We start from the raw sequence: 25,078 nt of genomic DNA, 5'->3' as shown, positions 1-25,078 counted from the left end.
AGGATGAGAGTAAGCATTAGTGATTTCGCACCATGGGAAACTCCCTCCCATATGGCATCCTGCAGTTTGAGAAAGCAGTGCATGTCTATGGTGCATGGATTCGCATGATCCGAAAAGGATCGCAACGGGTCGGGGCCGCCAGAACTGGCGTGCTTTCCGGCCCGTCATGCACCTGCATGAAAACCACTACATAAAGCGGGCAGGCGTGGCGGGGATACGATTGCGCGCAAGGCCTAAGTGTGTAAAATTGTCAAAAATTCAATTACTTTAATTTATTAGAGGGATATGATGTTAGTAAAGAAAAATGACGATTATAGTTTATATTTTTTAACATCAACTTATCAAAGCTCACCCGATCATGGTAATTATATTAAAATAGTACCATCAAGAGGTGATTGGAACGATTTTGGATATTTAAGTAAGGTTGATGTTTCTATTTATATTAAAGAATATAAACATGAGATTTCATTGAAAGGATATATAGGTTTTCTAAATTCTGAAGATAAAAGAAATGGGAAGTCTGAATTAATAAGGCGGGTGGAAAATGGCGAAAACTCCAACTCATCATTTAAAGAGTTTAATGATTATTTTGTAATGCTGCAAGATATGAATGATTATCGCATGTTGATAAATAATTTCGGAGTGAGTGAGTCTAAGAAAATATTGGATTTTATTAATGATGTTCTCTCGAAAAAAAGTGATGCTAATGCTGAGTCATTGAGAAAAAAAGCAATCAACACCGAGGTTTTTAATAAATCATTTATTCGGGAATCAGAGTCCTACTTTACTTTCAAAAACGCAGAGACTGTGCTTTCCGGCGTTCAGTATGAAGAGTTGGGCAATTTATCGCAACACCTAAAAATTAGTTATGTGAATAAAGTTAATGAAGATAAAGTATCTTACACATTTAATTTCGATCACGATCATGATTTACCTAAGAGAATTTCGATAATTATAGGTGAGAATGGTGTAGGTAAAAGTCAAACCCTTAGGGAAATTGCGTTGGCAGCTATTAATGGAAACAGCAATCTAGTTGCTGTTGTAGATCCTGAAAACGATAGTATAGAAGAACGAATCCAAATTAGTAGACTTATCGCATTTTCCCCCACAAACGAAAGCAAGAGTTCATTTCCAACTGATAAAAGAAAAAGATCGTTGATATGGTATAAAAGACTTACTTTAAATCGTGTGGCTAAATCTACATTAAATTTAAATGATTATGTAGTACAGCTTGCGAGAAATAATGGAGTTATTGGGTATAATAATAGATGGGATATTTTTGTTGCGGCATTGAAAGTCCTAAATGAGAATAACGACTTAGTAATCAAGTGTAGTGGCGATAATTCCCCATTTGTTAAATTAAACGAAATTAATTTTAGGGGCGAAGAGGCTAGGCTTTCACTTTATTCGGAGATTCATCTCTCTGGTGAACCCTTAAGGCTTATTAAAGATACTTGTTACCCTTTAAGTAGTGGTGAAATATCATTTATTAAGTTTTGTGTGCAAGTTTGTTTATATATCGAAAATGGTACGCTTCTTTTAATAGATGAACCGGAAACACATCTGCATCCTTCATTTATCAATAAATTTATGGCATTGCTTGATAACTTATTAGAAATGACAGGTTCATCAGCTATCATCGCAACACATTCAGTTTATCTTGTTCGAGAGGTTTTTAAGGAACAAGTCACAATAATCAGAAGACGAGATGATGGAGTGGTTGTAAGTGAGAAACCGAGGTTAAGTACTTTCGGCGCAAATATAGGGAATATCTCATATTTTGTTTTCGGAGAGAGTGAACCAACACAGATTTTAAACAAAGTTAAAAATAGCATAAAGAGAAAAAACATGACATGGGAGGACGTAGCATCTAAATACAGTGAAGATTTCTCAGTTAATGTATTAACATCGTTGAGAAATGAAATGGATAACTGAAATGAATAAATTAAACAAGCCTGTTTTTAAAGATTACTCTGCATTTAAAGAAATGTCTTCTAATAGGAGGTTGAAACACTATTCAGTTCTAAATGGACAAGATGCATTCATACTTAATGCATATAAGGAATACATTAAGAACAAGGGGTTTCTGAATGTTAATTCCTGTGGTACGTTGAGTGGCTCGATAGCAGAGGCATTGAAGTATTATTATAAAGAGCCTGTGAAATGTATATCTATAATTGATGAGATAAGAGCTGCTAATGCTAACTCGTTATGCTCAATGTGTGGTTCAATGCATAGCGGTACTTTAGACCACGTTTTACCGAAGGAAAGTTATCCAGAATTTGCTGTATTCACTAAAAATTTAGTTCCTGCATGTAAATGTAATACTTTTAAAAGCACAACTATATCTAATGCCGCAGGGCATAGAATGTTACATCCCTATTTTGATAATGTGTTGTGCGAAAGGTTGATACGCGCTGAGTTTACTAATTTAGGGCAAACACCTACAATTGACGTAAAAATCATAATTGACCCAAGATCTTCTGACTTCAATAATGTTAAGTATCATCTCGACAATGTTGTGATTAAGAATGATATAAAAGGTTACTTGTCTCAGCAATGGGAATCATTCTATTTGTATCCTGAGCTTATTGTTCGAGGGCTGAATAAGAGTCTATTTACTTATGATGACGCATTAAATTTACTTATTCGTGAGCTGTCCTTGTTGGATGAGAAACATAAAGGTAAAAATAATTGGAATTCTGTTTTTGTGGCTGGTCTAATTCATCCGGATGTTATTGAATGGATACTATATGAGTTGCATTTAGGTGACCGGGAAACAAGTGGCCGTCTAAAGTGATTTTTGTATTTTCAGCGCGCGTTGCGCGCTGAAAGAGTACATGAGTAATGTTAGGCTGGGCTTGGTTACTATTTCGTACAACACGTTTAGCTAGTTGGTATCTTCTGCAGCTAATTTATAGTTCTCAAATTTAACAATATTTTCTCCAGCCCACTTATTTATTTCCATCATTCTTTTTTGTAGTGGAATTAACTCGTTCCTGACAAAAACTCTACTAGCCTTCTCTACATCCCCAAACCCCCCAACATTACTCGGCATGATCCCCATCATCTGCGGTGGAACGCGGTGTGCTGCCATCATGTCATCCCGGCTCACGTTCTTGATGTTCAAAAACTCATCCTTAGCCGCAACCTCTGACAGCGGGATGATCTGGATGCCATCCTTTTTGCCGTTTGGCGAATACATAAAGAGGTTGCGGAAGTTGCCTGGCCCTTTGGCGCTTTTCATGGCCTGACGGATGTTGTTCACGTCCTCTTGGTTCTGCGCGGCGTCGGTCATGTACATGATGAACCCCGCGTGGCTGCCGTTGATGTAATACTTACGGCGGAACAGGGTGGCGGACTCGTTCAGCAGGGCGGAAGGGATGGCGGACAGGTATTCCGGCAGGCCGTAAATCTCCTGGTTCAGGTCCGGCTCCATCAGGTGAAAAATGCTGCCTTTAGTGAACTCATAAGGCTGCGTGGTCATGCCGTATTGCACAAACCAGTAGGTGTCTAAATCGATCCCGCGGCGGGTGTATTTCGCCAGCGATGGCTCCAGTGACAGAATCCCACCCAGCCGGTTGGTGCGTTTCTCCAGATAGGCGTTACCAAACACCAGGTAGTCCTGCACGAAACGGCTGAATGCCTGCTGGCTGAGCAGCGGGTGCGGGATAAACGTGCTGGTCAGAATGTTGCGCTTAACGGCAATCGGTGAGCTGTGATGCACGGCGGCGCGGTAGGTGCGGGCCAGGCCGTCAAAGCTTACGGGCGGCTCATACCATCTGTCCATCTGCACGCATTCCACATAGTCCAGCAGTTCGCGGCGGTCCAGTACCGGGATCGGGTCGCCAAAGCTGAAAGCTTCCGCGCGGGCGCTATTATGCATCTGCGCAGCTTCCTGCACTGGTGCGGTAATGGTCAGGGCGTCGTGTTCACTCATCAAAAAATCTCCACAATGTTGCTGGTATTGGCGGCCTCGCCCTGCAGCGGTTCGTTAAACAGCGCGTGCATCGTTGCCCAGGCCAAATCTGCATGGCTGGCTTCTTCGCTGCGGCTGGCTTCGTAGGTCGGGCGGTTGCCGCTGGCGGTGGTGGCCCGGCGGATAGCCATGAATGACTGCGCAATGTCGGTGTGCCCGGCGTCAAACTCCAGGCGGCGGTGGCTGATAATGTCGTACGCCTTGAGCACCAGGGCGTTTTTGACGTTCGGGTTGTAAACAAACTCACGCACGGCAGGGAAGAACGCCTTCACGTTCTCGTAAACGCCGTGGCCCACGCCCGTCGAGTCGATGCCGATATAGGTCACGTTGTACTGCTGCGTCAGCTGTTTGATGGCGTCGGCCTGGGCGCGGAAGTCCATCCCGCGCCACTGGTGGCGCTCCAGAATGCGGAACTTGCCGCCCGGCACGGCAGGCGGAGCCATGACCACACATCCGGCGCTGTCACCGTTCTGCGTACCTTTCGCCGGGTCATAACCGATCCACACTTCACGCCAGCCAAACGGACGCAGGGCCAGGGCCTGAAAATCGGTCCAGACTTCCCAGCTGTCCACCATGCAAGCCTGCAGCTCGCTGAGCGGAAACACCGACGCGAGATCGTCGATAAATTCACACATCAGCAGGTTCTGGTACTCGTCCGGGCTGTACTCCATGCGCAGCTGGTCAATGTCGAACAGGTTACAGCCGCCACGCACCGCATCTTCCACGGTGACAATCTGGCGATACTGTCCGTCCGGGCAGAGCAGGCCAGGGGCCAGGCTGCCGTGGGTCAGGTCAATATCCACCTTGTCCGTTTTGGCGCGGCCCCGGTTGAACAGCGCCCCGGACCAGAACGGATAGGCGCTGTGCGTCAGGCTGGACGGCGTGGAGAAGTAGGTCTGCCGCCAGCGCTTATGAATCGCCATGCCGGAGGCCACTTTGCGCAGCTCCTGGAATTTCGGTATCCAGAAATATTCGTCCAGGTACAGGTTGCCGTGGTAGCTCTGCGCGGTGCGGGCATTGGTGCCCAAAAAATAGAGTGTTGCGCCGTTGGGCAGCACCATCGGGTCGCCTTTCAGCTCCACATCCACCTCTTTGGCGAAGTCGATGATGTACTGCTTAAAAACGTGCGCCTGGGCCTTACTGGCTGACAGGAAAATCTGGTTGCGCCCGGTGGTGATGGTGTCAATCAGTGCCTCGCGGGCAAAGAAGAACGTTGCGCCAATCTGGCGGGATTTAAGCAGGTTGCGGATGCGGTGACGGTTGCCCGCCTCCCACCAGTGGCGCTGGTAGGCGAACATCGAGCTGTGGAATATCTCCTGCAGCTTTTCGGTCTGTTCGTCGTTGAATACGTTCTTTTCCGCTGGCTTACGTGGGCCTTTGTTGCGGTTCGCCACGTTGGGGTTAAGGTCGGCCTCGTTGCCGCCGTCGTTAAATTTGCCAATGCGGGCATGGCGTTCTGACTGACGCGCCAGCAGGTCAATCTCTTTGAAGTCTTTCCCTTCCTTCTGCTCCTTCATGATGAGCTGGCAGTAACGCGCGGCAGTGGTGAGCTGCATCTGATCCAGCGGGCCGTATTTGCCCCACTTGTCGCGCTTCTTCCAGCTGTGTACGGTTGCAACTTTCTCGCCCAGCATTTCAGCAATGCGGGCTACGCGGTATCCCTGAAAATACAGCAGCATGGCCTGCCGACGGGGATCGAGATCTGCGGGAGTCAGTGTGGTGTTCATGGCACAAGATTACGGCCTTGCCTGACACCTTTCCCCGGCTGCGTTTTGTGTGGTGAACCCCACAAAGCCCGCGCGTTGTTTCACTCCCCCCATCCCAGCAAACATAAGGCTCCAGTAAGTTTTTTCTAACGGAGCATGGCTCATGACAGCGAAAGCAAAGCGTTTCCGCATCGGGGTGGAAGGTGCCACCACTGACGGACGCGAAATCCAGCGTGACTGGCTGGTGCAGATGGCAGCCAGTTACAACCCGGCGGTGTACACCGCGCAGATTAACCTTGAGCACATCAAGTCCTACGTGCCGGACAGCACCTTTAACCGCTACGGCACCGTGTCGGCACTGGTTGCTGAGGAAATTAAAGACGGTCCGCTGGCAGGCAAGATGGCGCTGTATGCCGACGTCACCCCGACGGATGCACTTGTGGCCCTGGTGAAGAAAGGGCAGAAGCTCTTTACCTCCATGGAAGTCAGCCCGCAGTTTGCCGACACCGGGAAAGCGTATCTGGTAGGACTGGCGGCAACTGATGACCCGGCGAGCCTCGGCACCGAAATGCTGACCTTTAGCGCCACCGCCATCCATAACCCGCTGGCGAACCGTAAGCAGAACCCCGACAACCTGTTTTCTGCAGCGGCTGAAACGGTTATCGAACTGGACGAAACCCAGGACGACAAGCCATCCCTCTTTTCCCGTGTCACTGCGCTGTTTGCCAAAAAAGAGCAGACCGATGACGCGCGTTTCTCTGATGTGCATAAGGCCGTGGAGCTGGTCGCTACTGAGCAGCAGAGCTTTGGCGAGCGCACGGACAAATCCCTGTCAGAGCAGGAGACGCGCCTGTCTGCGCTGGAAACCTCACTGCAGCAACAGCAGGCCGATTTTACGGCGCTGCAGCAGCAGCTGAATGCCGAAGACAGCCGCAAGGATTACCGCCAGCGCGCGCCGGGCGGTGACGCTCCGGCTGGCACCGTGACTAACTGCTGATGGAGCACACAACCCGATGAAACAGAAAACCAAATTTGCCTTTAACGCCTACCTGATGCAGCTGGCCCGCCTGAACAATGTTCCGGTGGAGGAATTGTCCAGCAAGTTCACGGTAGAGCCGTCCGTGCAGCAGACTCTGGAAGACCAGATTCAGCAGTCCGCCGCGTTCCTCACCCTGATTAACATCATGCCCGTGTCTGAGCAGTCCGGTCAGCTGCTGGGGCTGGGAGTGGGCAGCACCATCGCAGGAACCACCGACACCACCGCCAAAGAACGCGAAGCGGTTGATCCAACACTGATGACGGACGTGGAATACAAGTGCGAGCAGACCAACTTTGACACGGTGCTGACCTACGCGAAGCTGGACCTGTGGGCAAAATTCCAGGACTTCCAGCTGCGCATCCGGAACGCCATCATCCAGCGCCAGGCCCTGGACCGCATCATGATCGGCTTTAACGGCGTGAAGCGTGCCAAAACCTCCAATCGTGTTGATAACCCGCTGCTGCAGGATGTGAACAAAGGCTGGCTGCAGAAGGTGCGTGAAGATGCGCCGGACTGCGTGATGGGCAGCACCACCGATGCAGACGGCACCACCACGGCTGACCCGGTAAAAGTCGGGCCGGGTGGTCAGTACATCAATCTGGACGCGGTGGTAATGGATGCCGTCAACGAGCTAATCGACCCGATTTTCCAGGACGATGACGGTCTGGTGGTGGTCTGTGGGCGTGCCCTGCTGGCGGACAAGTATTTCCCGCTGGTCAACAAAGAGCAGGACAACAGCGAAAAAATCTCCGCCGATCTCATCATCAGTCAGAAACGCATGGGCGGTCTGCAGGCGGTACGTGCGCCGTTCTTCCCGGCGAATGCTCTGCTGATCACCCGCCTGGATAACCTGTCCATTTACTGGCAGGAAGACACCCGCCGCCGGGCCGTTATCGACAATCCAAAGCGTGACCGCATTGAAAACTTTGAATCCGTCAACGAGGCGTATGTGGTGGAGGACTACCGCTGCGTGGCTCTGGTAGAAAACATTGATATCGGTGATTTCACCCCGCCCGCTGCTCCTGAGGAAGAACCAGCCGAATCAGGAACGGGGGAATAACGCATGAGCCTGAGTCCCGCACGGCAACACCGCCTGCGCGTTCAGGCTGAACAGGCCGCCCGCACGGGCGGCAGTGTTCGGCATGCGTCGGGCTATGACCAGATGCTGCTGCAGCTGGCAGAAGACAAGCGCCGCCTGAAAGGTATTCAGTCCACGGTGACAAAGGCGCAAATCAAGGTGGAACTGCTGCCGAAATATGCCGCCTGGGTGGAGGGCGTTCTGACGGCTGACGCTGCGCAGCAGGATGACGTGGTGATGTACGCCATGCTCTGGCGCATTGATGCCGGTGATTATGCCGGAGCGCTGGAAATCGCCGGACATGCCCTGCGCCACGGCTGGGTGATGCCGCTCGGCAACCGCAACACGCAGACGGTACTGGTTGAGGAGCTGGCAGACGCGGCGCAGGCCGCCATCACCGCCTCACAACCTTTTGAGACGGAGTTTTTGCTGCAGGCGCTGGATATGACGGACGGCACCGACATGCCGGATCAGTCCCGCGCCCGTCTGCATAAAGCCATTGGCCTTTTGCTCTGCGAAACCAGCCCGGCCTCCGCCCTGAATCACCTCACTCATGCGCTGCAGCTGGACCCACGCTGCGGTGTGAAAAAAGACAAAGAACGGCTTGAGCGCAGACTGCGCAACGAGAGTCAGTGACGGAACGTGCCCCGCGCACGGGCGGCACGGGATGGCGACAGGCAGCGCCTTATCAACATCCCGTTCACCGCCCACTTTTTCAGGAGAAAGCTGTATGCAGTTTGTTGCGCCTGAGCAGGCCCCGGAACAGGCGGAGGTCATCAAAAACACGCCGTTCTGGCCCGATGTGGACCTGTGCGAATTTCGCAGCGTGATGCGCACTGACGGCACGGTAACGCCCGCCCGGCTGAAACAGCTGGCGCTCACGGCAATGTCAGAAGTCAACGCGGAGTTGTACACCTTCCGCCAGCGTCAGCAGGCGCTGGGCTACCGGATGCTGGCGGATGTGCCTGCCGAAGAACTGGACGGCAAAAGTGAACGCCTGCACCACTACAGCAATGCGGTGTATTGCTGGGCGCGGGCAGTGCTGAATGAGCGTTACCAGGACTATGACGCCACGGCGTCTGCGGTAAAGCGTGGGGATGAGCTGACGGAGGCCAGCGCCGATCTGTGGCGTGATGCCCGCTGGGCTATCAGCCGGGTGCAGGATGCGCCGCACTGCACGGTGGAGCTTATCTGATGAAAGTGCGTGCGCACCAGTATGACACGGTGGATGCACTTTGCTGGCGTCACTACGGGCGCACGCAGGGTGTCACTGAGCAGGTGCTGCGGGCAAATCCGGGGCTGGCTGAATATGGCCCCTTTTTACCTCACGGGCTGCAGGTGGAGCTGCCGGATATTACGGAAACGCCCACCGTGCAGACCGTTCAGCTATGGGACTGAACCATGACGCTTGAACGAATCAGCGCCTTTATCACCTGGTGTATCGCCGTTGTGCTGGCGTGGATGGGGGATCTTTCCATCAAGGATGCGTCCACGGTGGGCGGGGTATTGATTGGCGTGCTGATGCTGCTGATCAACTGGTACTACAAACACAAAACTTACCAGCTGCTGCGTGCCGGGCGGCTCTCGCGGGAGGCGTATGAATCCATCAATCGTTAAGCGCTGCCTGGTCGGTGCGGTGCTGGCCATCGCCGCCACGCTGCCGGGTTTTCAGTCACTCCACACCTCGCTGGATGGCCTGAAACTGATTGCGGATTACGAGGGCTGCCGCCTGCAGCCGTACCAGTGCAGCGCAGGCGTGTGGACTGATGGCATCGGTAACACTTCCGGCGTGGTGCCGGGCCGGGCCATCACTGAGCGGCAGGCGGCGGGGATGCTTATCAGCAACGTGCAGCGGGTGGAAAGGGCCCTGGAAAAATGTGTGCAGCAGACGGTGCCGCAACAGGTCTATGACGCGGTGGTGTCGTTTGCGTTCAACGTCGGCACGGGTAATGCCTGCAGCTCCACGCTGGTGAAGTTGCTCAATCAAAAGCGCTGGGCAGATGCGTGCCGCCAGTTGCCGCGCTGGGTGTATGTCAAAGGTGTATTCAATCAGGGGCTGGACAATCGCCGCGCGCGGGAAATGGCCTGGTGCCTGAAAGGGGCGGGCGCATGATGCGCTTGCTGTCAGTGATGCTGGCGGTGGCTCTGGCAGCGCTGGGCTGGCAGTCGTGGCGGCTCAATAACGCCAGCCACACTATCGAAGCTCAGGACCTCGCGCTTAAAGATAAGGCTGATGAGCTGGCGAAGAAAAACAGCCAGTTGATCGGCCTGTCCATCCTGACAGAAACCAATAGCCGGGAGCAGATGCAGCTTTATGCGGCGGCAGAAGATACGCGCTCATTGCTGCATCAGCGACAGAACCGGATCGAGGAGCTTAAACGTGAAAACGACGATTTGCGCCGCTGGGCTGACACTCTTTTGCCTCCTGATGTTATCAGGCTGCGCGAAAGACCCACCCTCACCGGAGGTGCAGCTTACCGTGAGTGGCTGTCCAAAGGTGACGCAGTGCCGCCTGGAAAGGTCAGCGCCACGCAGTAACGGCGATCTTCTGACCCTGCTTGATGAAGCGGAGGCCGCCTGGGCGGTCTGTGCCGACAAAGTGGACACCATCGTGTCCTGTCAGGAGCGAGACAGTGAACAAGCCGCAGTCCCTACGCGCCGCGCTGAATAAGTCGGTGGCCTACGTTCGGGAAAACCCGGACAAGCTGCATCTTTTTGTGGATAAAGGCTCACTGGTGGCATCCGGGGCCAGCTCCATGTCATGGGAATATCGTTACACCCTGAATGTGGTGATTGAAGACTTTAGCGGCGATCAAAACCTGCTGATGGCCCCGGTGCTGCTGTGGCTGATGGAGAATCAGCCTGATGCCATCAACAACCCGGAACTGCGCGAAAAGCTGTTTTCCTTTGAGGTGGATATTCTTCGCAATGACATTTGCGATATCAGCCTGGACCTGCAGTTGACGGAGCGCATTCTGGTGAGTTCGGAGGGCGGAATCTCAACCGTCAATGCGGAGCCGGAGCCAGATGTACCGGAAGAAATGTGGACGGTGAAGCGTGGATAACCTGCAGAAAGTTGACGCCTGGCTGGCGGCGCTGCTGGCAAATCTGGAGCCAGCGGCGCGTAAGCGCATGATGCGGGAGCTGGCGCAACAGCTGCGCCGGACCCAGCAGAACAACATCCGCCTGCAACGCAATCCTGATGGGACGGGCTACGAGCCGCGCCGGGTAACGGCCCGAACAAAGAAGGGCCGCATTAAGCGGCAGATGTTCGTCAAACTCCGCACCACGAAATACCTGAAAACCGCCGCTACCGCTGACTCCGCCAGCGTTGAGTTTGCCGGACAGGTTCAGCGCATTGCGCGGGTGCATCATTACGGCTTACGGGATCGTGTAAGCCGTAGAGGGCCTGAGGTGCGTTATGCTTCTCGGAGGCTACTCGGTGTCAACGATGAGCTTGTGAAAATCACTACAGACATACTACTCCGCAGTTTAATGTAATTAGGCATTAGGACAGCTAACGAAATTTTTAGTCCATGAAGGGCTCTAAAATTTCGCATAATTCTGCGTCGTCGGCGACAATCCATCTGTTAAATGCCGAAAATTTGGCATCACGTCTGATCATAACTTTAATTTTTTCGAGTAAATAGTTTTTTCGTTCATCAGGTGTGTCATCTTCATAATATTCAATTATGTTTCTCATGAGTTTTTGGGTGGTTTTTGTTATTTGCGTCCGTAATGCCGCAGATGTAAGTCTCTTATTTATTGTGTGATCACTATTGTAAACTTTCTCCAGTAATAAAGCAGTGGTTACTGTTTTTACATCATCAAATAAAGGTTTGATGGTGACTTTTTTTGCTTTCGGAGAAAAGCCTGGTAATAGTTTTATACGATCCCAGACGACTTCGTTGCAGCAATCAAGCAATTCATTGTGCTTGGCTAGTTTTATATTATTACATCTACCACATGATAAATAAAGGTTGTCCCAGTCATATGCTTTGTTTTTATCTTCATCCTTGGGAATGAAATGCTCAATGTTTATATCTAATGGGTCCTTGTTTTCACAGATGTAACATTTCCCAAAGAAACACTGCTGCAATGCCTCATGTACATCAGGCCCATCATATTTTACCATCTTGGACAGTGATGCTGGTGCAGGGTATGTTCTATTGACTCTAAACATTATTCCCCCTGAGCGCTGGATTTTCTGAATTTAATAATTTGAAGTCTTGCGTAGTCAATAAATGCGCTTGCTTCACTGTCCATGGACTCTTCTGAAGAGGCCAGTGATTGTATAATGTCGTTTGCTTTTTTAATATTGGTGTTGTCTAATTTTGTTATGATGTTTTCAATTTCTTCTAGCTTGTCAAACAAAACATTAGATATTGGGTTTACTCCAAATAACTCTTTAAGAATGATGTTGTAGGAGTACGCTGATACGTCCGTAATCTGTTGGTTACTAGATAAATCATAGATAATAGCATCTGTGACAGATGCTACAACGAAAGGCGAGTGGGTCGTTACAATAAATTGAACGTTAGGGAAAGCCTCTGTAAAAAATTTAAGTATTTGTTTTTGTAATGATACGTGCAAATGTGCATCTATCTCATCAATGAATATAATCCCTTCAATGCTCCCCGGAGTCAATTCCCACATTTCTATGCGCATAATTAAATCCGCATATATTCTTAAGATTGAAGAGTATCCTGATGATAATGTTTGAAAAGTGAATTTGTCTTTCAAAGTTTGATAAAGGTAAAACTTACCTTCATTGCTATCAAATGTTAATTTGAGTAGGGGATCCTCGAACAGTCCTTGTAAATCAGATTCTATTTTATCAAACCACTTTTGTATTTCTATTGCTTTCGCTTCGTTATTCTCAAAAGAAATAGCATAACTTTGAGAAGTCTTCAAACTAATGAGATAATTTTCAAAGATATCATCACCATCTTTTTCATTCGGAAAGTGAGCGTTATCTTCCACCAGAGCAGCAAGCCTTGGTACAAATTGCGGGGCAGTAATTGATGCTTCTCTAAGAGCTTTATGAAAACGTAATAGTGAACGAGTATTCTGACTTTCTTTAGTCGATGTTGTTACTTTGAAAGTTTCGAGAGCCAATAGTCTTTCTTGTATTTCTTTTACTTGTTGCTCGCGCCATGAATAGTTGTCCACATCACGACCACCATTCTTCATATATCTTTGATGGCTTTGCATCCTTTGCTCAAGACTTTGCTTGTTATTGTTATCTGGGTTGTCTATTCCATTTTTCAAATATTCGTATATAGATGTTATGAAACTGGTTTTACCACTTCCATTTCCACCAGTTATTATCAAGTTCTTCCCATTAAGGTTCAGATTGGCTTTTTTTTCTGTATATGGGATCGGAATTGAGATTTCGTTAATAGCTGTAAGCATAAGTCCTCTTGTGTCATCACTGAAACAAAGCCGTAGTCGATAAATATAAACTGAATAGAAATATAGTTCATCAAAAAGAGGAACAGATGAACGCACAACTCACAGAAATCATGCGCCTTATCACCAACCTGATCCGCACCGGAACTGTAACGGAAGTGGACCGGGACAACTGGCTGTGCCGAGTGAAAACGGGCGACCTTGAAACCAACTGGATTAACTGGCTGACGCTGCGCGCGGGCAATTCGCGCACCTGGTGGAAACCGTCAGTGGGGGAGCAGGTTGTGTTGTTCAGCCTGGGCGGCAATCTGGAAACTGCCTTTGCCCTGCCTGCTGTCTACTCAAACCAGTTTCCGCCGCCTTCCAATTCTGAGGACGGCAGCGTGACGGAATACCCGGACGGTGGCTGGTTTGAGTACGAACCCGAAACCGGGCGCTGGTACGTCCGGGGGATTAAATCGATGGTGATCGAGGCCGCAGATAACGTCACTTTTAAAACTGAAAACTTCGTTGTGGAAGCCGACACCACCCGCATTAACAGCAACGTAGTGATTAACGGTGCTGTTAACCAGGGCGGCGGCCCGATGAGTTCTAACGGGATCGTGGTGGACGACCACGCCCACAACAAAGTGAAGTCCGGCGGTGATACATCTGGAGGTCCGGTATGACGATGTTTTCCGGCATGAGCAGCGCCACGGGTAAGGCCATCACCGACACCGAACATCTGCGCCAGTCCGTGAAGGACATTCTGGTCACCCCGCAGGGCAGCCGTATTGCTCGCCGGGAATACGGTTCGCTGCTGTCTGCCCTGATTGACCAGCCACAAAATCCGGGGCTACGGCTGCAGATGATGAGCGCCGTCTATGTGGCGCTAACGCGCTGGGAGCCACGGCTGACGCTGGATGCCATCGCCATCAACAGCAGTTTTGACGGTTCGATGGTGGTCGAGCTGACCGGGCGGCGCACTGACGGCGCGCCCGTTTCCCTTTCCGTTGCAACAGGAGCACAAAGTGGCAGCCATTGATCTTTCCCAGTTACCCCCGCCGCAGATTGTAAAAGTGCCGGACTTTGAAACGCTGCTGGCTGAACGAAAGGCGTCTTTCGTGGCGTTGTATCCGGCTGACCAGCAGGACGCGGTGCGCCGCACACTGGCGCTGGAGTCTGAGCCAATCACCAAACAACTGCAGGAGAATACTTACCGGGAAATTCTTCTGTTACAGCGCATTAATGAGGCAGCGCTGGCGGTAATGGTGGCCTATGCCAACAGCAGCGATCTGGAGCAGCTCGGCGCTAACTACAACGTTAAGCGCCTGACGGTCACGCCTGCAGATAACGATGCCGTGCCGCCCGTGGCAGCGGTGATGGAAACTGATGAAGCACTGCGCCTGCGTATCCCGGCAGCCTTTGAGGGGCTGTCTGTGGCGGGACCCACGGCGGCCTACGAGTTTCACGCCAAAAGTGCGGACGGGCGCGTGGCAGATGCCAGCGCAACCAGCCCGGCCCCGGCTGAGGTGGTGCTGACCGTATTAAGCCGGGAGGGTGACGGCACGGCGGATGCAGACCTGCTGGCGGTGGTGGAAAAAGCGCTGAACAGTGAGAGCGTGCGCCCGGTGGCTGACCGCCTGACGGTGCGCGGGGCTTCCATTGTGAATTACAGCGTGCGCGCCTTGCTCTATCTCTATCCAGGACCGGAGTCTGAACCCATTCTGGAAGCGGCAAGGGCAAGCCTGCAGAAGTACATCGCCAGCCAGACCCGGCTGGGGCGGGATATTCGCCTGAGCGCCATCTATGCGGCCCTGCATGTTGAGGGCGTGCAGCGGGTGGAACTGCTTTCGCCGCTGGCGGATGTGGTGCTGGATAAAACCCAGGCCGCTTCCTGCACTGACTGGAGCGTGAGCGTCGGGGGCACGGATGAATAGCCTGCTGCCGCCGGGTTCGTCAGCACTTGAGCGCCGCCTGGCGGAGAGCTGCAGCGGCATTTCCGATCTGCAGGTTCCTCTGCGTGACCTGTGGAACCCGGCAGCGTGTCCGGTTGCCTTTTTGCCGTATCTGGCCTGGGCATTTTCCGTAGACCGCTGGGACGAAAGCTGGTCGGAAAACGTGAAACGCCGGGTGGTGCAGGATGCCTTTTACATTCATCAGCACAAGGGCACAACCAGCGCCGTGCGGCGGGTGGTGGAGCCGTTCGGTTTCCTGATCCGCATTCTGGAGTGGTGGCAGACCAACGAGGCCCCCGGCACGTTCCGGCTGGACATTGGCGTGCAGGACCAGGGCATCACGGAGGAAACCTATCTGGAGCTGGAGCGCCTGATCGGTGACGCCAAACCCTGCAGCCGCCATCTGATCGGCATGTCCATCAACCTGCAGACCAGCGGCCCGTTTTGGGTCGGGGCTGGCACCTACATCGGGGAAGAAATCACCGTCTACCCGTATATCAACGAAACCATTACCTCCGGCGGCCCGGCCTTTGCGGGCGGGGCGGTCCATGTTATCGACACAGTGAGAGTGAACCCATGAGCGCAAAATTTTACACCCTGCTGACGGACATTGGCGCGGCAAAACTGACAAGTGCCGCCGCGCTCGGTGTCCCGCTGAAAATTACCAAAATGGCGGTGGGCGACGGGGGCGGTGTGCTGCCGACACCCAGCGCGCAGCAGACTGGCCTGATTGCAGAAAAGCGCCGCGCCGATCTAAACATGCTGTACATCGACCCGCAGAACAGTAGCCAGATTATTGCTGAGCAGGTAATTCCTGAAACGGAGGGCGGTTGGTGGATTCGTGAGGTCGGTCTGTTTGATGAGACAGGCGCGTTGATTGCCGTCGGCAACTGCCCGGAAAGTTACAAGCCGCAGCTGGCGGAGGGCAGCGGGCGCACACAGACCGTGCGCATGGTGCTGATTACCAGTAGCACCGATAACATCACCCTGAAAATTGACCCGACGGTGGTGCTGGCAACCCGCAAGTATGTGGATGACAAGGTGCTGGAGCTGAAGGTGTACGTGGATGACCAGATGGCGAAACATATCGCCGCGGTTGATCCCCATACGCAGTATGCGCCAAAGGCTAGCCCGACCTTTACCGGAACACCAAAAGCACCCACTGCGGCGTCAGGCAATAACACCACCCAGCTTGCCACCACGGCATTTGTGCAGACCGCTATTGCGGCGCTGGTCAATTCCTCCCCTGGCGCACTGGACACGCTGAACGAGCTGGCTGCAGCTCTGGGCAATGATCCGAACTTCGCCACCACCATGACCAATGCGCTCGCAGGGAAAATGGATAAATCTGCCAACGGTGCTGATATTGCTGATGTTGCCGCATTTCTTAACAATCTCGGCCTGGGTGCCGGTTCTGCGTTACCTGTAGGCGTACCGATCCCGTGGCCTCAGGCAATCGCACCAGAGGGATGGTTAAAATGCAATGGTGCTGCTTTCGACAAATCGAAATACCCAAAACTGGCTGTGGCTTATCCGTCCGGCAATTTGCCGGACTTACGTGGTGAGTTTATTCGTGGGTGGGATGATGGGCGAGGTGTAGACGCAGGACGAGCACTTCTCAGTTATCAGAGCTGTGCTCTGGAAGACCATGCTCATGGTTTACCTACGCATTTAGGCAATCCAACAGATCAGCTTGAAAAAGACATTTATATGGTCTTTAACGATATTCCCGGCATGCCCAGTGTGGGATTAACACCTGGCGCATCCGGCACTTCGTGGGATGGCACAGCCATACAGGATAAGGTCATTCTTTACAGAAAAGACCTGTCTCCTATGGGCAATAACATGGGACTCATGACCGGAGCACCCACCTTCCGAACATACCGTGCATCAACAGGCTCGGGTGTGGGTTCTCCCGCGACATCCAGCTTTGAAACTCGACCACGTAGTGTTGCATTCAACTACATCGTGAGGGCAGCGTAATGATGACTACAGTATTAGAAAATGGATTTGCTGTTATTGCGGGTGAAATCATTGTGTTTAACTACGATGGCTTGACTCGTGAGTATTTATCCCGGACGACTGAGTTTCTGTCTGTCGGTGTTTCCATTCCTGCGAATGCCTGTATCGATAAGCCCCCGGCGACAAAAAATGGCTATGTTGTCTGTCGTAACAGCAAGCTGGAGGGCTGGGAATATCTCATCGATCATCGGGGAGAGACAGTATGGGATATTAAGACGGGAGACGCAGTGCAAATCACTATGCCTGGGAATTATCCTTCTGACACAACTATCTACCCACCTTCAACGCCTTACGATAAATGGAACGGTGAGCGCTGGGTAACGGACGAAGCCGCACAACAGTCGGCAGAAGTTGCAGCGGCAAACGCCACCAAAGCAGCGCTGATAAAAAGTGCCAGTGAGCAAATCGAACCTCTGCAGGATGCGGTTGATCTGGATATGGCAACCGATGAGGAAAAGGCCCGTTTTAATGAGTGGCGAAAATACCGTGTTCTGCTGACTCGTGTGGATACCAGCACCGCTCCCGCCATTATCTGGCCTGAAGCACCAGCCGCTTAATTCCTCCCCCGCCTCGTGCGGGGATTTTTCTGCCCGTCCATTATGCAATTCCCCTCACAAGGCTGGAAGCGTGCACTACGGTTTTAATTGCTTGAAGTGTGAATTACTGATTCGCCAATTTGATATTTATTTTTTGACGCATGATAAAGGGTATATCCTTTGTGTGGTAAATTTCGTTTCTGGTTCGAAATATTCAGTTATGAGTGATATTTGCGTAACGCATAATGAATGAGACAAGTAACATTAAAAATCCTGTTCCAGCAAGTGGACCTTTTTCTGTTTTTAGTAAGAATACAGAAACACTTCTGAAGAATAACCCCCCAAGACCTAATGCGACGAGCAATTTTACTGTGTGACCGATGATGTAATGCAGTGCTATGACTGCGCATAAAAGTGAAATTATTGTGACGCATAAATACAATATGGGGGGTAAGCTCTCAAATAAAAAAACTCTAAAATGATATATGGCGGCTGCAATGGCTATCAGGCATAAACAGAATAATACTATTTGTAATTGTGCAAGTGTTTCTTTGAATTTTTGGGATATATCCCTGTCAACATTATCCCTCAAACGGGAAAAGTATTCAGAAAGAGAATGATTGATCTTGGCTCTCCATGCGGAAGGCATGAAATAATCACACCCCATCAGCAAAGACGCAACTATTTGACATGACAAAACGGTAATCTCACTAAAAACCATTTCTAACTCTCATCTGCTTGCTAATCCTTCAACGATTACTTTGTATCATAACTCAGACAATATGGCCTCGATGATTTTCATTCCATACAAAGGAATCATGGTGAAACTCTTCTACAGGAGATTCGTTATATGGCTCAGGATTACCACCACGGGGTGCGCGTTGAGGAAATCAACGAAGGCACCCGCACCATTACCACGGTGAGCACCGCCATTGTGGGAATGGTCTGCACCGGGGATGACGCCGACCCGTCAGTGTTTCCCCTCAATAAACCTGTCTTACTGACCGACGTACTGACCGCCAGCGGCAAAGCAGGCGAGTCCGGCACCCTGGCCCGTTCACTGGATGCGATTGCCGACCAGGCCAAACCTGTCACCGTGGTTATCCGCGTGGCGCAGGGCGAAACCGAAGCGGAAACCACTACCAACATTATCGGCGGTGTGACGGCTGACGGCAAAAAAACGGGCATCAAGGCGCTGCTCTCGGCGCAGTCTCAGCTGGGCGTTAAGCCGCGCATTCTCGGCGTGCCGGGCCATGACACGCAGGCCGTTGCCACTGAATTGCTGGGCGTGGCGCAAAGCCTGCGCGGGTTCGCTTACCTGTCGGCCTATGGCTGCAAAACGATGGAAGAAGCGATCACTTACCGTGAGAACTTTAGCCAGCGTGAAGGGATGTTGATCTGGCCTGACTTCATCAACTTTGACACCGTGCTGCAGGCCGATGCCACGGCGTTTGCCACGGCCCGCGCCCTGGGTCTGCGTGCCAAAATCGACGAGCAAACCGGGTGGCACAAAACCCTGTCCAATGTCGGCGTGAACGGCGTCACCGGGCTGTCGGCGGATGTGTTCTGGGACCTGCAGGACCCGGCAACCGATGCGGGGCTGCTGAACCAGAACGATATCACCACGCTTATCCGTAAAGATGGCTTCCGCTTCTGGGGTTCCCGTTGCCTGAGCGATGATCCGCTGTTCGCTTTTGAGAGCTACACCCGCACGGCGCAGGTGCTGGCTGACACCATGGCAGAGGCTCACATGTGGGCGGTGGACAAACCGCTTAACCCGTCACTGGCCCGCGACATTATCGAAGGTATCCGCGCCAAAATGCGCAGCCTGGTGAGTCAGGGTTATCTGATTGGCGGTGACTGCTGGCTGGATGAGTCCGTGAACGATAAGGACACGCTCAAGGCCGGGAAGCTGCTGATCGATTACGACTACACGCCTGTGCCACCACTGGAAAATCTGCTGTTACGCCAGCGTATCACGGACCAGTACCTGATGAATTTCGCCAGCCAGGTCAGCGCATAAGGGGGCAACATGGCTTTACCACGCAAGTTAAAACACCTGAACCTGTTCAACGACGGGAACAACTGGCAGGGGATCGTTGAGTCCCTGACCCTGCCGAAATTCACCCGCAAGTTTGAGAAGTATCGCGGCGGCGGCATGGCTGGCGCGGTGGATGTGGACATGGGGCTGGATGACGGCGCGCTGGACACTGAATTTTCCATTGGCGGGATGGAGTCGCTGCTGTTTAAACAGCTGGCGAAGACCACCGCCGACGGCGTGCAGCTGCGCTTTACCGCGTCCATCCAGCGCGATGACACCGGGGAAGTGCAGGCCGTGGAGCTGGTTGTGCGCGGGCGTCATAAAGAGATTGATTCCGGCGAGCTGAAAACCGGGGAGAGCAACGCCACCAAAGTCAGCAGCACCAACAGCTACGCCAAACTGACCATTAACGGCGAAGTGCTGTATGAGGTCGACACGATCAACATGGTTGAAATCGTGGACGGCGTGGACCTGATGGAAGCGCACCGCCGCGCAATCGGCCTGCAGTAACCCATAACGGCGCGGGCTACCGCGCCAGAACTCACTTTTTCAGGACAAGAACATGACCGACAAAACAAACGAAAAAACCGTGGTACTGGATACGCCAATCCTGCGCGGCAAAAGCGAAATTAAAGAGGTGGTGCTGCGTAAACCCCAGTCCGGTGCGCTGCGTGGCACCCGCCTGCAGGCCATTATGGATATGGACGTGAGTGCGATGATGACCATCATTCCGCGCATTTCCAGCCCGACGCTGACCCCGCAGGAAATGGCGGAGCTGGACCCGGCAGACCTCACCGCAATGTCCGTGGAGGTGGTCACTTTTTTGTTGAAGAAGTCGGTGCTTGCCGATTTGCCGACAGCCTGACGGTTGATGACCTGGTGGCAGATATTGCCACCATTTTTCACTGGCCGCCGTCCGTCACTGAGGTTATGCCGCTGACTGAGGTGCTGGAGTGGCGGCATAAAGCAATCCTGAGAAGCGGGGCCAGCGATGAGTGATAACAACCTGCGCCTGCAGGTGGTACTGAATGCGGTTGATAAACTCACCCGCCCATTCCGAAATGCACAGGCCAGCACAAAGGCGCTGGCTGCCGCCGTGCAACAAAGCAAAACCCGACTCAAAGAGCTGGATGCCCAGGCCGGGCGAATTGAGGGCTTCCGCAAGGCCAGCTCACAACTGGCAGTCACCGGAACTAACCTCAAGGCCGCCCGCGAAGAAGCCGCAAAACTCGCCACGCAGTTCGCCGCCACCAATCGGCCTACCGCCCAACAGGCCCGACTGCTGGAACAGGCCAAAACCCGTGTAAATGAGCTTCAGACCAAATACAACGGGCTGCGTCAGTCCGTGCAGCGCCAGCGCCAGGCACTCAAAGATTCCGGCATCGATACAAAAAAGCTGAGTGGAGCGCAGCGGGAACTGCGGCAGAACGCAGATGAAACCCGGCAGGCTCTGGACAGGCAACAGAAATCACTGAAACGCCTGGGTGAGCAGCAGGCACGCATGAACGCTGCACGCGCGGAATATTCCCGCCGCCTGGAAGTACGGGATCGCATTGCCGGGGCCGGGGCGACGACAACCGCCGCCGGGGTGGCAATGGGTGCGCCGGTAATGGCGGCGGTGAAAAGCTACGCCAGCATGGAAGATGCCATGAAGGGGGTGGCTAAACAGGTCAACGGCCTGCGCGATGACAACGGCAACCGCACCGCTCGTTTTTATGAAATGCAGGACGCCATCAAGGCCGCCAGTGAACAGCTGCCGATGGCAAATGGCGCGGTGGACTTTGCCGCCCTGGTTGAGGGTGGCGCGCGCATGAACGTGGCAAACCCGAATGACTCCTGGGTTGACCAGAAGCGTGACCTTCTGGCCTTTGCCGCCACGGCGGCGAAAGCCTCCACGGCGTTTGAGCTTCCGGCAGATGAGCTTTCCGAAAGCCTGGGGAAAATTGCCCAGCTCTACAAAGTCCCGACCCGCAACATCGAGCAACTGGGCGATGCGCTGAATTACCTGGACGATAACGCCATGTCAAAAGGCGGGGACATTATCGACGTCCTGCAGCGCATGGGCGGGGTGGCAGACCGTCTGGATTATCGCAAAGCCGCGGCGCTCGGCTCCACGTTCCTGTCTCTCGGGGCCGCCCCGGAGGTGGCAGCCAGTGCGGCAAATGCCATGGTGCGGGAGCTGTCCATTGCCACCATGCAGAGCAAAAGCTTTTTTGCGGGCATGGACCTGCTGAAACTGAACCCGGCGCAGATTGAAAAAGAGATGACCCGGGATGCAATGGGCACCATTCAGCGCGTGCTGGAGAAGGTCAATAACCTGCCGAAAGACAAGCGCCTGGGCGCAATGACGCTGGTTTTTGGCAAGGAATTTGGTGATGACGCGGCGAAGCTCGCAAACAACCTGCCGGAGCTGCAGCGCCAGCTCAAACTCACGTCCGGCGGTGATGCCAGTGGCTCCATGCAGAAAGAGTCTGACATTAACAAAGACTCCCTGTCCTCGCAGTGGTTGCTGGTTAAGACCGGAGCACAGAACACGTTCAGCAGCCTGGGTGAAACGCTGCGTGAGCCGTTAATGGCGATCATGAGCTCGGTGAAGCAAGTAACTGGTTCTTTCCGTCGCTGGATTGAGGAAAACCCGAAGCTGGCAGGAGGGCTGCTGAAAGTCGTGGCGGCCCTGGCCTCTGTGGCGGTGGTGCTGGGCACCGTGATGCTGGCGGTGTCCGCCGTGCTTGGCCCGCTGGCGCTGATGCGCCTGCAGTTTTCTATCCTGGGCATCAAAGGAGGCAATGCGTTTGGTCTGATCACTAAAGCTATCGGCGGTATCGGCAAGGGGATTATGTGGCTGGGGCGTCTTATGTTCGCAAACCCTATCCTGGCGGTGATTGGCCTGATTGCGATGGGGGCCATTCTCATCTGGCAGAACTGGGACACGCTGGGGCCGAAGTTTAAAGCCATGTGGGATGCGGTCTGCAACGCCACTTCTGCTGCAGGGGAATGGATAAACCAGGCTTTCAGTAACACATGGCGTGCCGTCAAGGCCGGGGTGTCGGAGGCGTGGGCCACCGTCCGGCAGATCATCAGTGATAAATGGACTGCCATCCTGGCAGATGTTGCCGCGCTCCCGGCAAAATTCCAGGACATGGGTAGCGCCATCATTGACAGCATTCTGAACGGTATCAATGCCAAATGGGAGACGCTGAAAAGCAGGCTGTCCTCCGTCACGGATTACTTGCCTGACTGGATGAGAGGCAATGATAAAGCGTTGGGCAAAACACAGGTGCAGGTTGTGGGCGGCGCTGCAGCTGCCGGGGTTCCCTTTGCCGGAATGTATGACAGCGGCGGCGATATTCCTCGCGGTCAGTTTGGCATTGTCGGGGAGAACGGCCCGGAAATCGTCAACGGTCCGGCAAATGTGACCAGCCGCAGGCGCACTGCTGCGCTGGCTTCCGTTGTTGCCGGGATGATGGGCACGGCAGCGGTGCCTGCAGAGGCGGTGCCACTTCACCCGATGAGCCTGCCCGCCGTAACATATCGGGCACCGTCGGAAAAACCTGCCAGCCAGCCATCGGTTGTGCGTTATGAAATTAACGCGCCAATTCATATCGTCGCCCAGCCCGGACAAAATGCGCAGGACATTGCCCGCGAAGTGGCAAGACAACTTGATGAGCGTGAGCGTCGGGCCAGAGCGAAAGCCCGCAGTAATTTCAGTGATCAAGGGGGATACGATTCATGATGATGGTGCTGGGTTTATACGTGTTTCAGCTGCGCACGGTGCCGTATCAGGAGTTGCAGTATCAGCGTAGCTGGCGGCACGCGACCAACAGCCGGGTGAGCCGCCGTCCGTCCACACAGTTTCTCGGGCCGGATAATGATTCGCTGACGCTTTCCGGTGTGCTGCTGCCTGAAATTACTGGCGGCAGGTTGTCACTTCTGGCGCTGGAACAGATGGCGGAGCTGGGCAAGTCGTGGCCTCTGATTGAGGGCAGCGGCACCATTTACGGCATGTTTGTGATTGAGAGTCTGAGCCAGACCAAAACGGAGTTTTTCGCCGGAGGGGAAGCCAGGCGGATTGAGTTTACGCTGACGCTCAAACGGGCGGATGAGTCACTGTCTGATATGTTCGGCAGCCTCAGCGACCAGTTGAGCAACCTGCAGGACTCCGCTGCTGGCGCGATTGGGAACATCACAAATACCGTGGGAGGGCTGCTGCAATGAATGTCAGTTCTGACCTTTTCGACCTCAACAGCAAAACGCCCGCGTTCAGTATCGTGATTGAAGGTAAGAACGTGACGGAGGTGCTGGACAAGCGTCTGATGAGCCTGACCCTGACGGACAACCGGGGGTTTGAAGCGGACCAGCTCGATCTGGAACTGGATGATGCGGACGGACAGATTGCGCTGCCCCGACGTGGGGCAGTCATCACCCTGGCGCTGGGCTGGAAAGGGCAGCCCCTTTTTCCAAAGGGCAGTTTCACGGTGGATGAAATTGAACATACAGGCGCGCCGGACAGGCTGATCATCCGCGCCCGCAGCGCCGACTTTAGGGAAACCCTGAACACACGCCGGGAGAAATCCTGGCACCAGACAACCGTGGGCGACGTGGTGAAAGACATTGCCGCCCGCCACAATCTGACAATGGCGCTGGGCAAAGGCCTGACCAGCAAACCGCTGGATCACCTGGACCAGACCAACGAAAGTGACGCGAGTTTTCTGATGAAACTGGCCCGGAAGTATGGTGCCATCGCGTCCGTCAAAGACGGGCATCTGCTGTTTATCCGCCAGGGGCAGGGCAGAACTGCCAGCGGAAAGCCGCTGCCGGTAATCACCCTTACCCGCAGCGCCGGAGACAGCCACCGTTTTAGCCTGGCAGACCGGGGAGCTTATACAGGTGTGATTGCCAGCTGGTTACACACGCGGGAGCCTGCGAAGAAAGAAACCACTGGCGTTAAGCGCCGGAAGAAAAGTACAGCAACAAAGGAGCCAGAAGCAAAGCAGGGGGATTATCTGGTCGGAACGGATGAAAACGTGCTGGTCCTGAACCGGACCTATGCCAACCGGGCCAATGCTGAACGGGCCGCGAAAATGCAGTGGGAACGCCTGCAGCGTGGTGTGGCTTCCTTCTCGCTGCAGCTGGCAGAAGGGCGGGCTGATCTCTACACGGAAATGCCCGTGAAGGTCAGCGGCTTCAAACAGCCGATTGATGAAGCGGAATGGACCATCACCACGTTGACGCACAACGTCAGCGCTGACAGTGGTTTTACGACCAGCATTGAGTTTGAGGTGAAAATTGATGATTTCGAAATGGAATGATTAGTTCCAAATTGCGAAC

The 25,078-nt window shown here is 53.1% G+C and carries 31 protein-coding genes; 26 read left to right on the top strand and 5 right to left on the bottom strand.

Annotated features, from left to right (window positions below):
- Positions 1-285: 285 nt before the first annotated feature.
- Positions 286-1,935, top strand: a complete 1,650-nt coding sequence (locus SIK69_RS22700) for an AAA family ATPase (protein ID WP_319787194.1) — start codon at positions 286-288, stop codon at positions 1,933-1,935.
- Between the two features lies 1 nt (position 1,936).
- Positions 1,937-2,800 (top strand): hypothetical protein, encoded by an 864-nt coding sequence (locus SIK69_RS22695; protein ID WP_319787193.1) that lies wholly within the window; start codon positions 1,937-1,939, stop codon positions 2,798-2,800.
- Positions 2,801-2,890: 90 nt separating this feature from the next.
- Here SIK69_RS22695 and SIK69_RS22690 read toward each other — a convergent pair whose 3' ends face one another.
- Both SIK69_RS22690 and SIK69_RS22685 read right to left on the bottom strand, forming a co-directional pair.
- The gene (locus tag SIK69_RS22690; protein ID WP_319787192.1) at positions 2,891-3,940 is read right to left on the bottom strand and encodes a phage portal protein; all 1,050 of its coding nucleotides are present in this window, start codon (positions 3,938-3,940) and stop codon (positions 2,891-2,893) included.
- Positions 3,940-5,706, bottom strand: coding sequence for a terminase ATPase subunit family protein (locus SIK69_RS22685; protein ID WP_319787191.1), 1,767 nt, complete (start codon positions 5,704-5,706; stop codon positions 3,940-3,942). The genes SIK69_RS22690 and SIK69_RS22685 overlap by 1 nt, the downstream gene beginning before the upstream one ends.
- A gap of 142 nt (positions 5,707-5,848) precedes the next feature.
- On the opposite strand from SIK69_RS22685, the gene SIK69_RS22680 reads away from it, so the two are divergent.
- From SIK69_RS22680 to SIK69_RS22630, 11 genes are all read left to right on the top strand, one after another.
- A complete protein-coding gene (locus tag SIK69_RS22680; RefSeq protein ID WP_319787190.1) occupies positions 5,849-6,682 on the top strand; it encodes a GPO family capsid scaffolding protein in 834 nt (277 codons plus the stop codon).
- A gap of 16 nt (positions 6,683-6,698) precedes the next feature.
- The gene (locus SIK69_RS22675; RefSeq protein WP_319787189.1) at positions 6,699-7,784 is read left to right on the top strand and encodes a phage major capsid protein, P2 family; all 1,086 of its coding nucleotides are present in this window, start codon (positions 6,699-6,701) and stop codon (positions 7,782-7,784) included.
- A 3-nt stretch (positions 7,785-7,787) separates the two neighbouring features.
- The gene (locus SIK69_RS22670; RefSeq protein WP_319787188.1) at positions 7,788-8,438 is read left to right on the top strand and encodes a phage terminase small subunit; all 651 of its coding nucleotides are present in this window, start codon (positions 7,788-7,790) and stop codon (positions 8,436-8,438) included.
- Between the two features lie 94 nt (positions 8,439-8,532).
- Positions 8,533-8,997 (top strand): head completion/stabilization protein, encoded by a 465-nt coding sequence (locus SIK69_RS22665; RefSeq protein WP_319787186.1) that lies wholly within the window; start codon positions 8,533-8,535, stop codon positions 8,995-8,997.
- The gene (locus tag SIK69_RS22660) at positions 8,997-9,200 is read left to right on the top strand and encodes a tail protein X (RefSeq protein ID WP_166515006.1); all 204 of its coding nucleotides are present in this window, start codon (positions 8,997-8,999) and stop codon (positions 9,198-9,200) included. The genes SIK69_RS22665 and SIK69_RS22660 overlap by 1 nt, the downstream gene beginning before the upstream one ends.
- Before the next feature lie 3 nt (positions 9,201-9,203).
- Positions 9,204-9,419 carry an HP1 family phage holin gene (locus SIK69_RS22655; RefSeq protein ID WP_276333839.1) on the top strand — a complete coding sequence of 72 codons (216 nt, stop codon included), beginning with the start codon at positions 9,204-9,206 and terminating at the stop codon, positions 9,417-9,419.
- Positions 9,400-9,915: a lysozyme gene (locus SIK69_RS22650; RefSeq protein WP_319787185.1), complete on the top strand. Its 516-nt coding sequence runs from the start codon at positions 9,400-9,402 to the stop codon at positions 9,913-9,915. The genes SIK69_RS22655 and SIK69_RS22650 overlap by 20 nt, the downstream gene beginning before the upstream one ends.
- Positions 9,912-10,340: an Rz-like lysis system protein LysB gene (gene lysB / locus SIK69_RS22645; protein ID WP_319787184.1), complete on the top strand. Its 429-nt coding sequence runs from the start codon at positions 9,912-9,914 to the stop codon at positions 10,338-10,340. The genes SIK69_RS22650 and lysB overlap by 4 nt, the downstream gene beginning before the upstream one ends.
- Entirely contained in the window at positions 10,231-10,473 is a 243-nt protein-coding gene (lysC, locus tag SIK69_RS22640) for an Rz1-like lysis system protein LysC (protein WP_319787183.1), read from the top strand. Before lysB ends, lysC begins: the two co-directional genes overlap by 110 nt.
- Complete coding sequence (locus SIK69_RS22635) at positions 10,436-10,867, top strand: phage tail protein (RefSeq protein ID WP_319787182.1); 432 nt, start codon at positions 10,436-10,438, stop codon at positions 10,865-10,867. Before lysC ends, SIK69_RS22635 begins: the two co-directional genes overlap by 38 nt.
- The gene (locus tag SIK69_RS22630; RefSeq protein WP_319787181.1) at positions 10,860-11,303 is read left to right on the top strand and encodes a phage virion morphogenesis protein; all 444 of its coding nucleotides are present in this window, start codon (positions 10,860-10,862) and stop codon (positions 11,301-11,303) included. Before SIK69_RS22635 ends, SIK69_RS22630 begins: the two co-directional genes overlap by 8 nt.
- A 28-nt stretch (positions 11,304-11,331) precedes the next feature.
- On the opposite strand, the gene SIK69_RS22625 is transcribed toward SIK69_RS22630, so the two are convergent.
- Together SIK69_RS22625 and SIK69_RS22620 are read right to left on the bottom strand one after the other, a co-directional pair.
- A complete protein-coding gene (locus tag SIK69_RS22625) occupies positions 11,332-11,985 on the bottom strand; it encodes an HNH endonuclease (protein WP_319787180.1) in 654 nt (217 codons plus the stop codon).
- Positions 11,985-13,217 (bottom strand): AAA family ATPase, encoded by a 1,233-nt coding sequence (locus tag SIK69_RS22620; RefSeq protein ID WP_319787179.1) that lies wholly within the window; start codon positions 13,215-13,217, stop codon positions 11,985-11,987. The genes SIK69_RS22625 and SIK69_RS22620 overlap by 1 nt, the downstream gene beginning before the upstream one ends.
- Positions 13,218-13,303: 86 nt before the next feature.
- Between SIK69_RS22620 and SIK69_RS22615 the strand changes: the two genes are divergently transcribed.
- From SIK69_RS22615 to SIK69_RS22590, 6 genes are read left to right on the top strand one after another with little or no spacing between them, the layout of a single operon-like run.
- Entirely contained in the window at positions 13,304-13,882 is a 579-nt protein-coding gene (locus SIK69_RS22615; protein WP_319787178.1) for a phage baseplate assembly protein V, read from the top strand.
- A complete protein-coding gene (locus SIK69_RS22610) occupies positions 13,879-14,238 on the top strand; it encodes a GPW/gp25 family protein (protein WP_319787177.1) in 360 nt (119 codons plus the stop codon). Before SIK69_RS22615 ends, SIK69_RS22610 begins: the two co-directional genes overlap by 4 nt.
- A complete protein-coding gene (locus SIK69_RS22605) occupies positions 14,225-15,133 on the top strand; it encodes a baseplate assembly protein (protein ID WP_319787176.1) in 909 nt (302 codons plus the stop codon). The genes SIK69_RS22610 and SIK69_RS22605 overlap by 14 nt, the downstream gene beginning before the upstream one ends.
- Positions 15,126-15,731: a phage tail protein I gene (locus SIK69_RS22600; protein WP_319629761.1), complete on the top strand. Its 606-nt coding sequence runs from the start codon at positions 15,126-15,128 to the stop codon at positions 15,729-15,731. The genes SIK69_RS22605 and SIK69_RS22600 overlap by 8 nt, the downstream gene beginning before the upstream one ends.
- Positions 15,728-17,134 carry a phage tail-collar fiber domain-containing protein gene (locus tag SIK69_RS22595; protein WP_319787175.1) on the top strand — a complete coding sequence of 469 codons (1,407 nt, stop codon included), beginning with the start codon at positions 15,728-15,730 and terminating at the stop codon, positions 17,132-17,134. The genes SIK69_RS22600 and SIK69_RS22595 overlap by 4 nt, the downstream gene beginning before the upstream one ends.
- Positions 17,134-17,730 carry a tail fiber assembly protein gene (locus tag SIK69_RS22590; protein WP_319787173.1) on the top strand — a complete coding sequence of 199 codons (597 nt, stop codon included), beginning with the start codon at positions 17,134-17,136 and terminating at the stop codon, positions 17,728-17,730. Before SIK69_RS22595 ends, SIK69_RS22590 begins: the two co-directional genes overlap by 1 nt.
- Positions 17,731-17,923: 193 nt before the next feature.
- On the opposite strand, the gene SIK69_RS22585 is transcribed toward SIK69_RS22590, so the two are convergent.
- Positions 17,924-18,430 carry a hypothetical protein gene (locus SIK69_RS22585; RefSeq protein WP_319787172.1) on the bottom strand — a complete coding sequence of 169 codons (507 nt, stop codon included), beginning with the start codon at positions 18,428-18,430 and terminating at the stop codon, positions 17,924-17,926.
- A 129-nt stretch (positions 18,431-18,559) separates the two neighbouring features.
- Between SIK69_RS22585 and SIK69_RS22580 the strand changes: the two genes are divergently transcribed.
- From SIK69_RS22580 to SIK69_RS22550, 7 genes are read left to right on the top strand one after another with little or no spacing between them, the layout of a single operon-like run.
- Complete coding sequence (locus SIK69_RS22580) at positions 18,560-19,732, top strand: phage tail sheath protein (protein ID WP_203457707.1); 1,173 nt, start codon at positions 18,560-18,562, stop codon at positions 19,730-19,732.
- A 9-nt stretch (positions 19,733-19,741) separates the two neighbouring features.
- Positions 19,742-20,260, top strand: a complete 519-nt coding sequence (locus tag SIK69_RS22575; RefSeq protein ID WP_110512037.1) for a phage major tail tube protein — start codon at positions 19,742-19,744, stop codon at positions 20,258-20,260.
- Positions 20,261-20,312: 52 nt separating this feature from the next.
- Positions 20,313-20,615: a phage tail assembly protein gene (locus SIK69_RS22570; protein ID WP_319787171.1), complete on the top strand. Its 303-nt coding sequence runs from the start codon at positions 20,313-20,315 to the stop codon at positions 20,613-20,615.
- A gap of 14 nt (positions 20,616-20,629) precedes the next feature.
- Positions 20,630-20,749, top strand: coding sequence for a GpE family phage tail protein (locus tag SIK69_RS22565; protein WP_166430180.1), 120 nt, complete (start codon positions 20,630-20,632; stop codon positions 20,747-20,749).
- The gene (locus SIK69_RS22560) at positions 20,742-23,483 is read left to right on the top strand and encodes a phage tail tape measure protein (protein ID WP_319787170.1); all 2,742 of its coding nucleotides are present in this window, start codon (positions 20,742-20,744) and stop codon (positions 23,481-23,483) included. Before SIK69_RS22565 ends, SIK69_RS22560 begins: the two co-directional genes overlap by 8 nt.
- Positions 23,480-23,965 (top strand): phage tail protein, encoded by a 486-nt coding sequence (locus SIK69_RS22555; protein ID WP_097732496.1) that lies wholly within the window; start codon positions 23,480-23,482, stop codon positions 23,963-23,965. The genes SIK69_RS22560 and SIK69_RS22555 overlap by 4 nt, the downstream gene beginning before the upstream one ends.
- Positions 23,962-25,059, top strand: a complete 1,098-nt coding sequence (locus SIK69_RS22550; protein WP_319787169.1) for a phage late control D family tail protein — start codon at positions 23,962-23,964, stop codon at positions 25,057-25,059. The genes SIK69_RS22555 and SIK69_RS22550 overlap by 4 nt, the downstream gene beginning before the upstream one ends.
- Positions 25,060-25,078: the final 19 nt, after the last annotated feature.

Origin of the sequence: Scandinavium lactucae, from assembly GCF_033843265.1 — a bacterium.
GTDB classification, from domain to species: Bacteria; Pseudomonadota; Gammaproteobacteria; order Enterobacterales; family Enterobacteriaceae; genus Scandinavium; species Scandinavium lactucae.
This window is presented reverse-complemented; position numbering and strand designations above follow the sequence as displayed.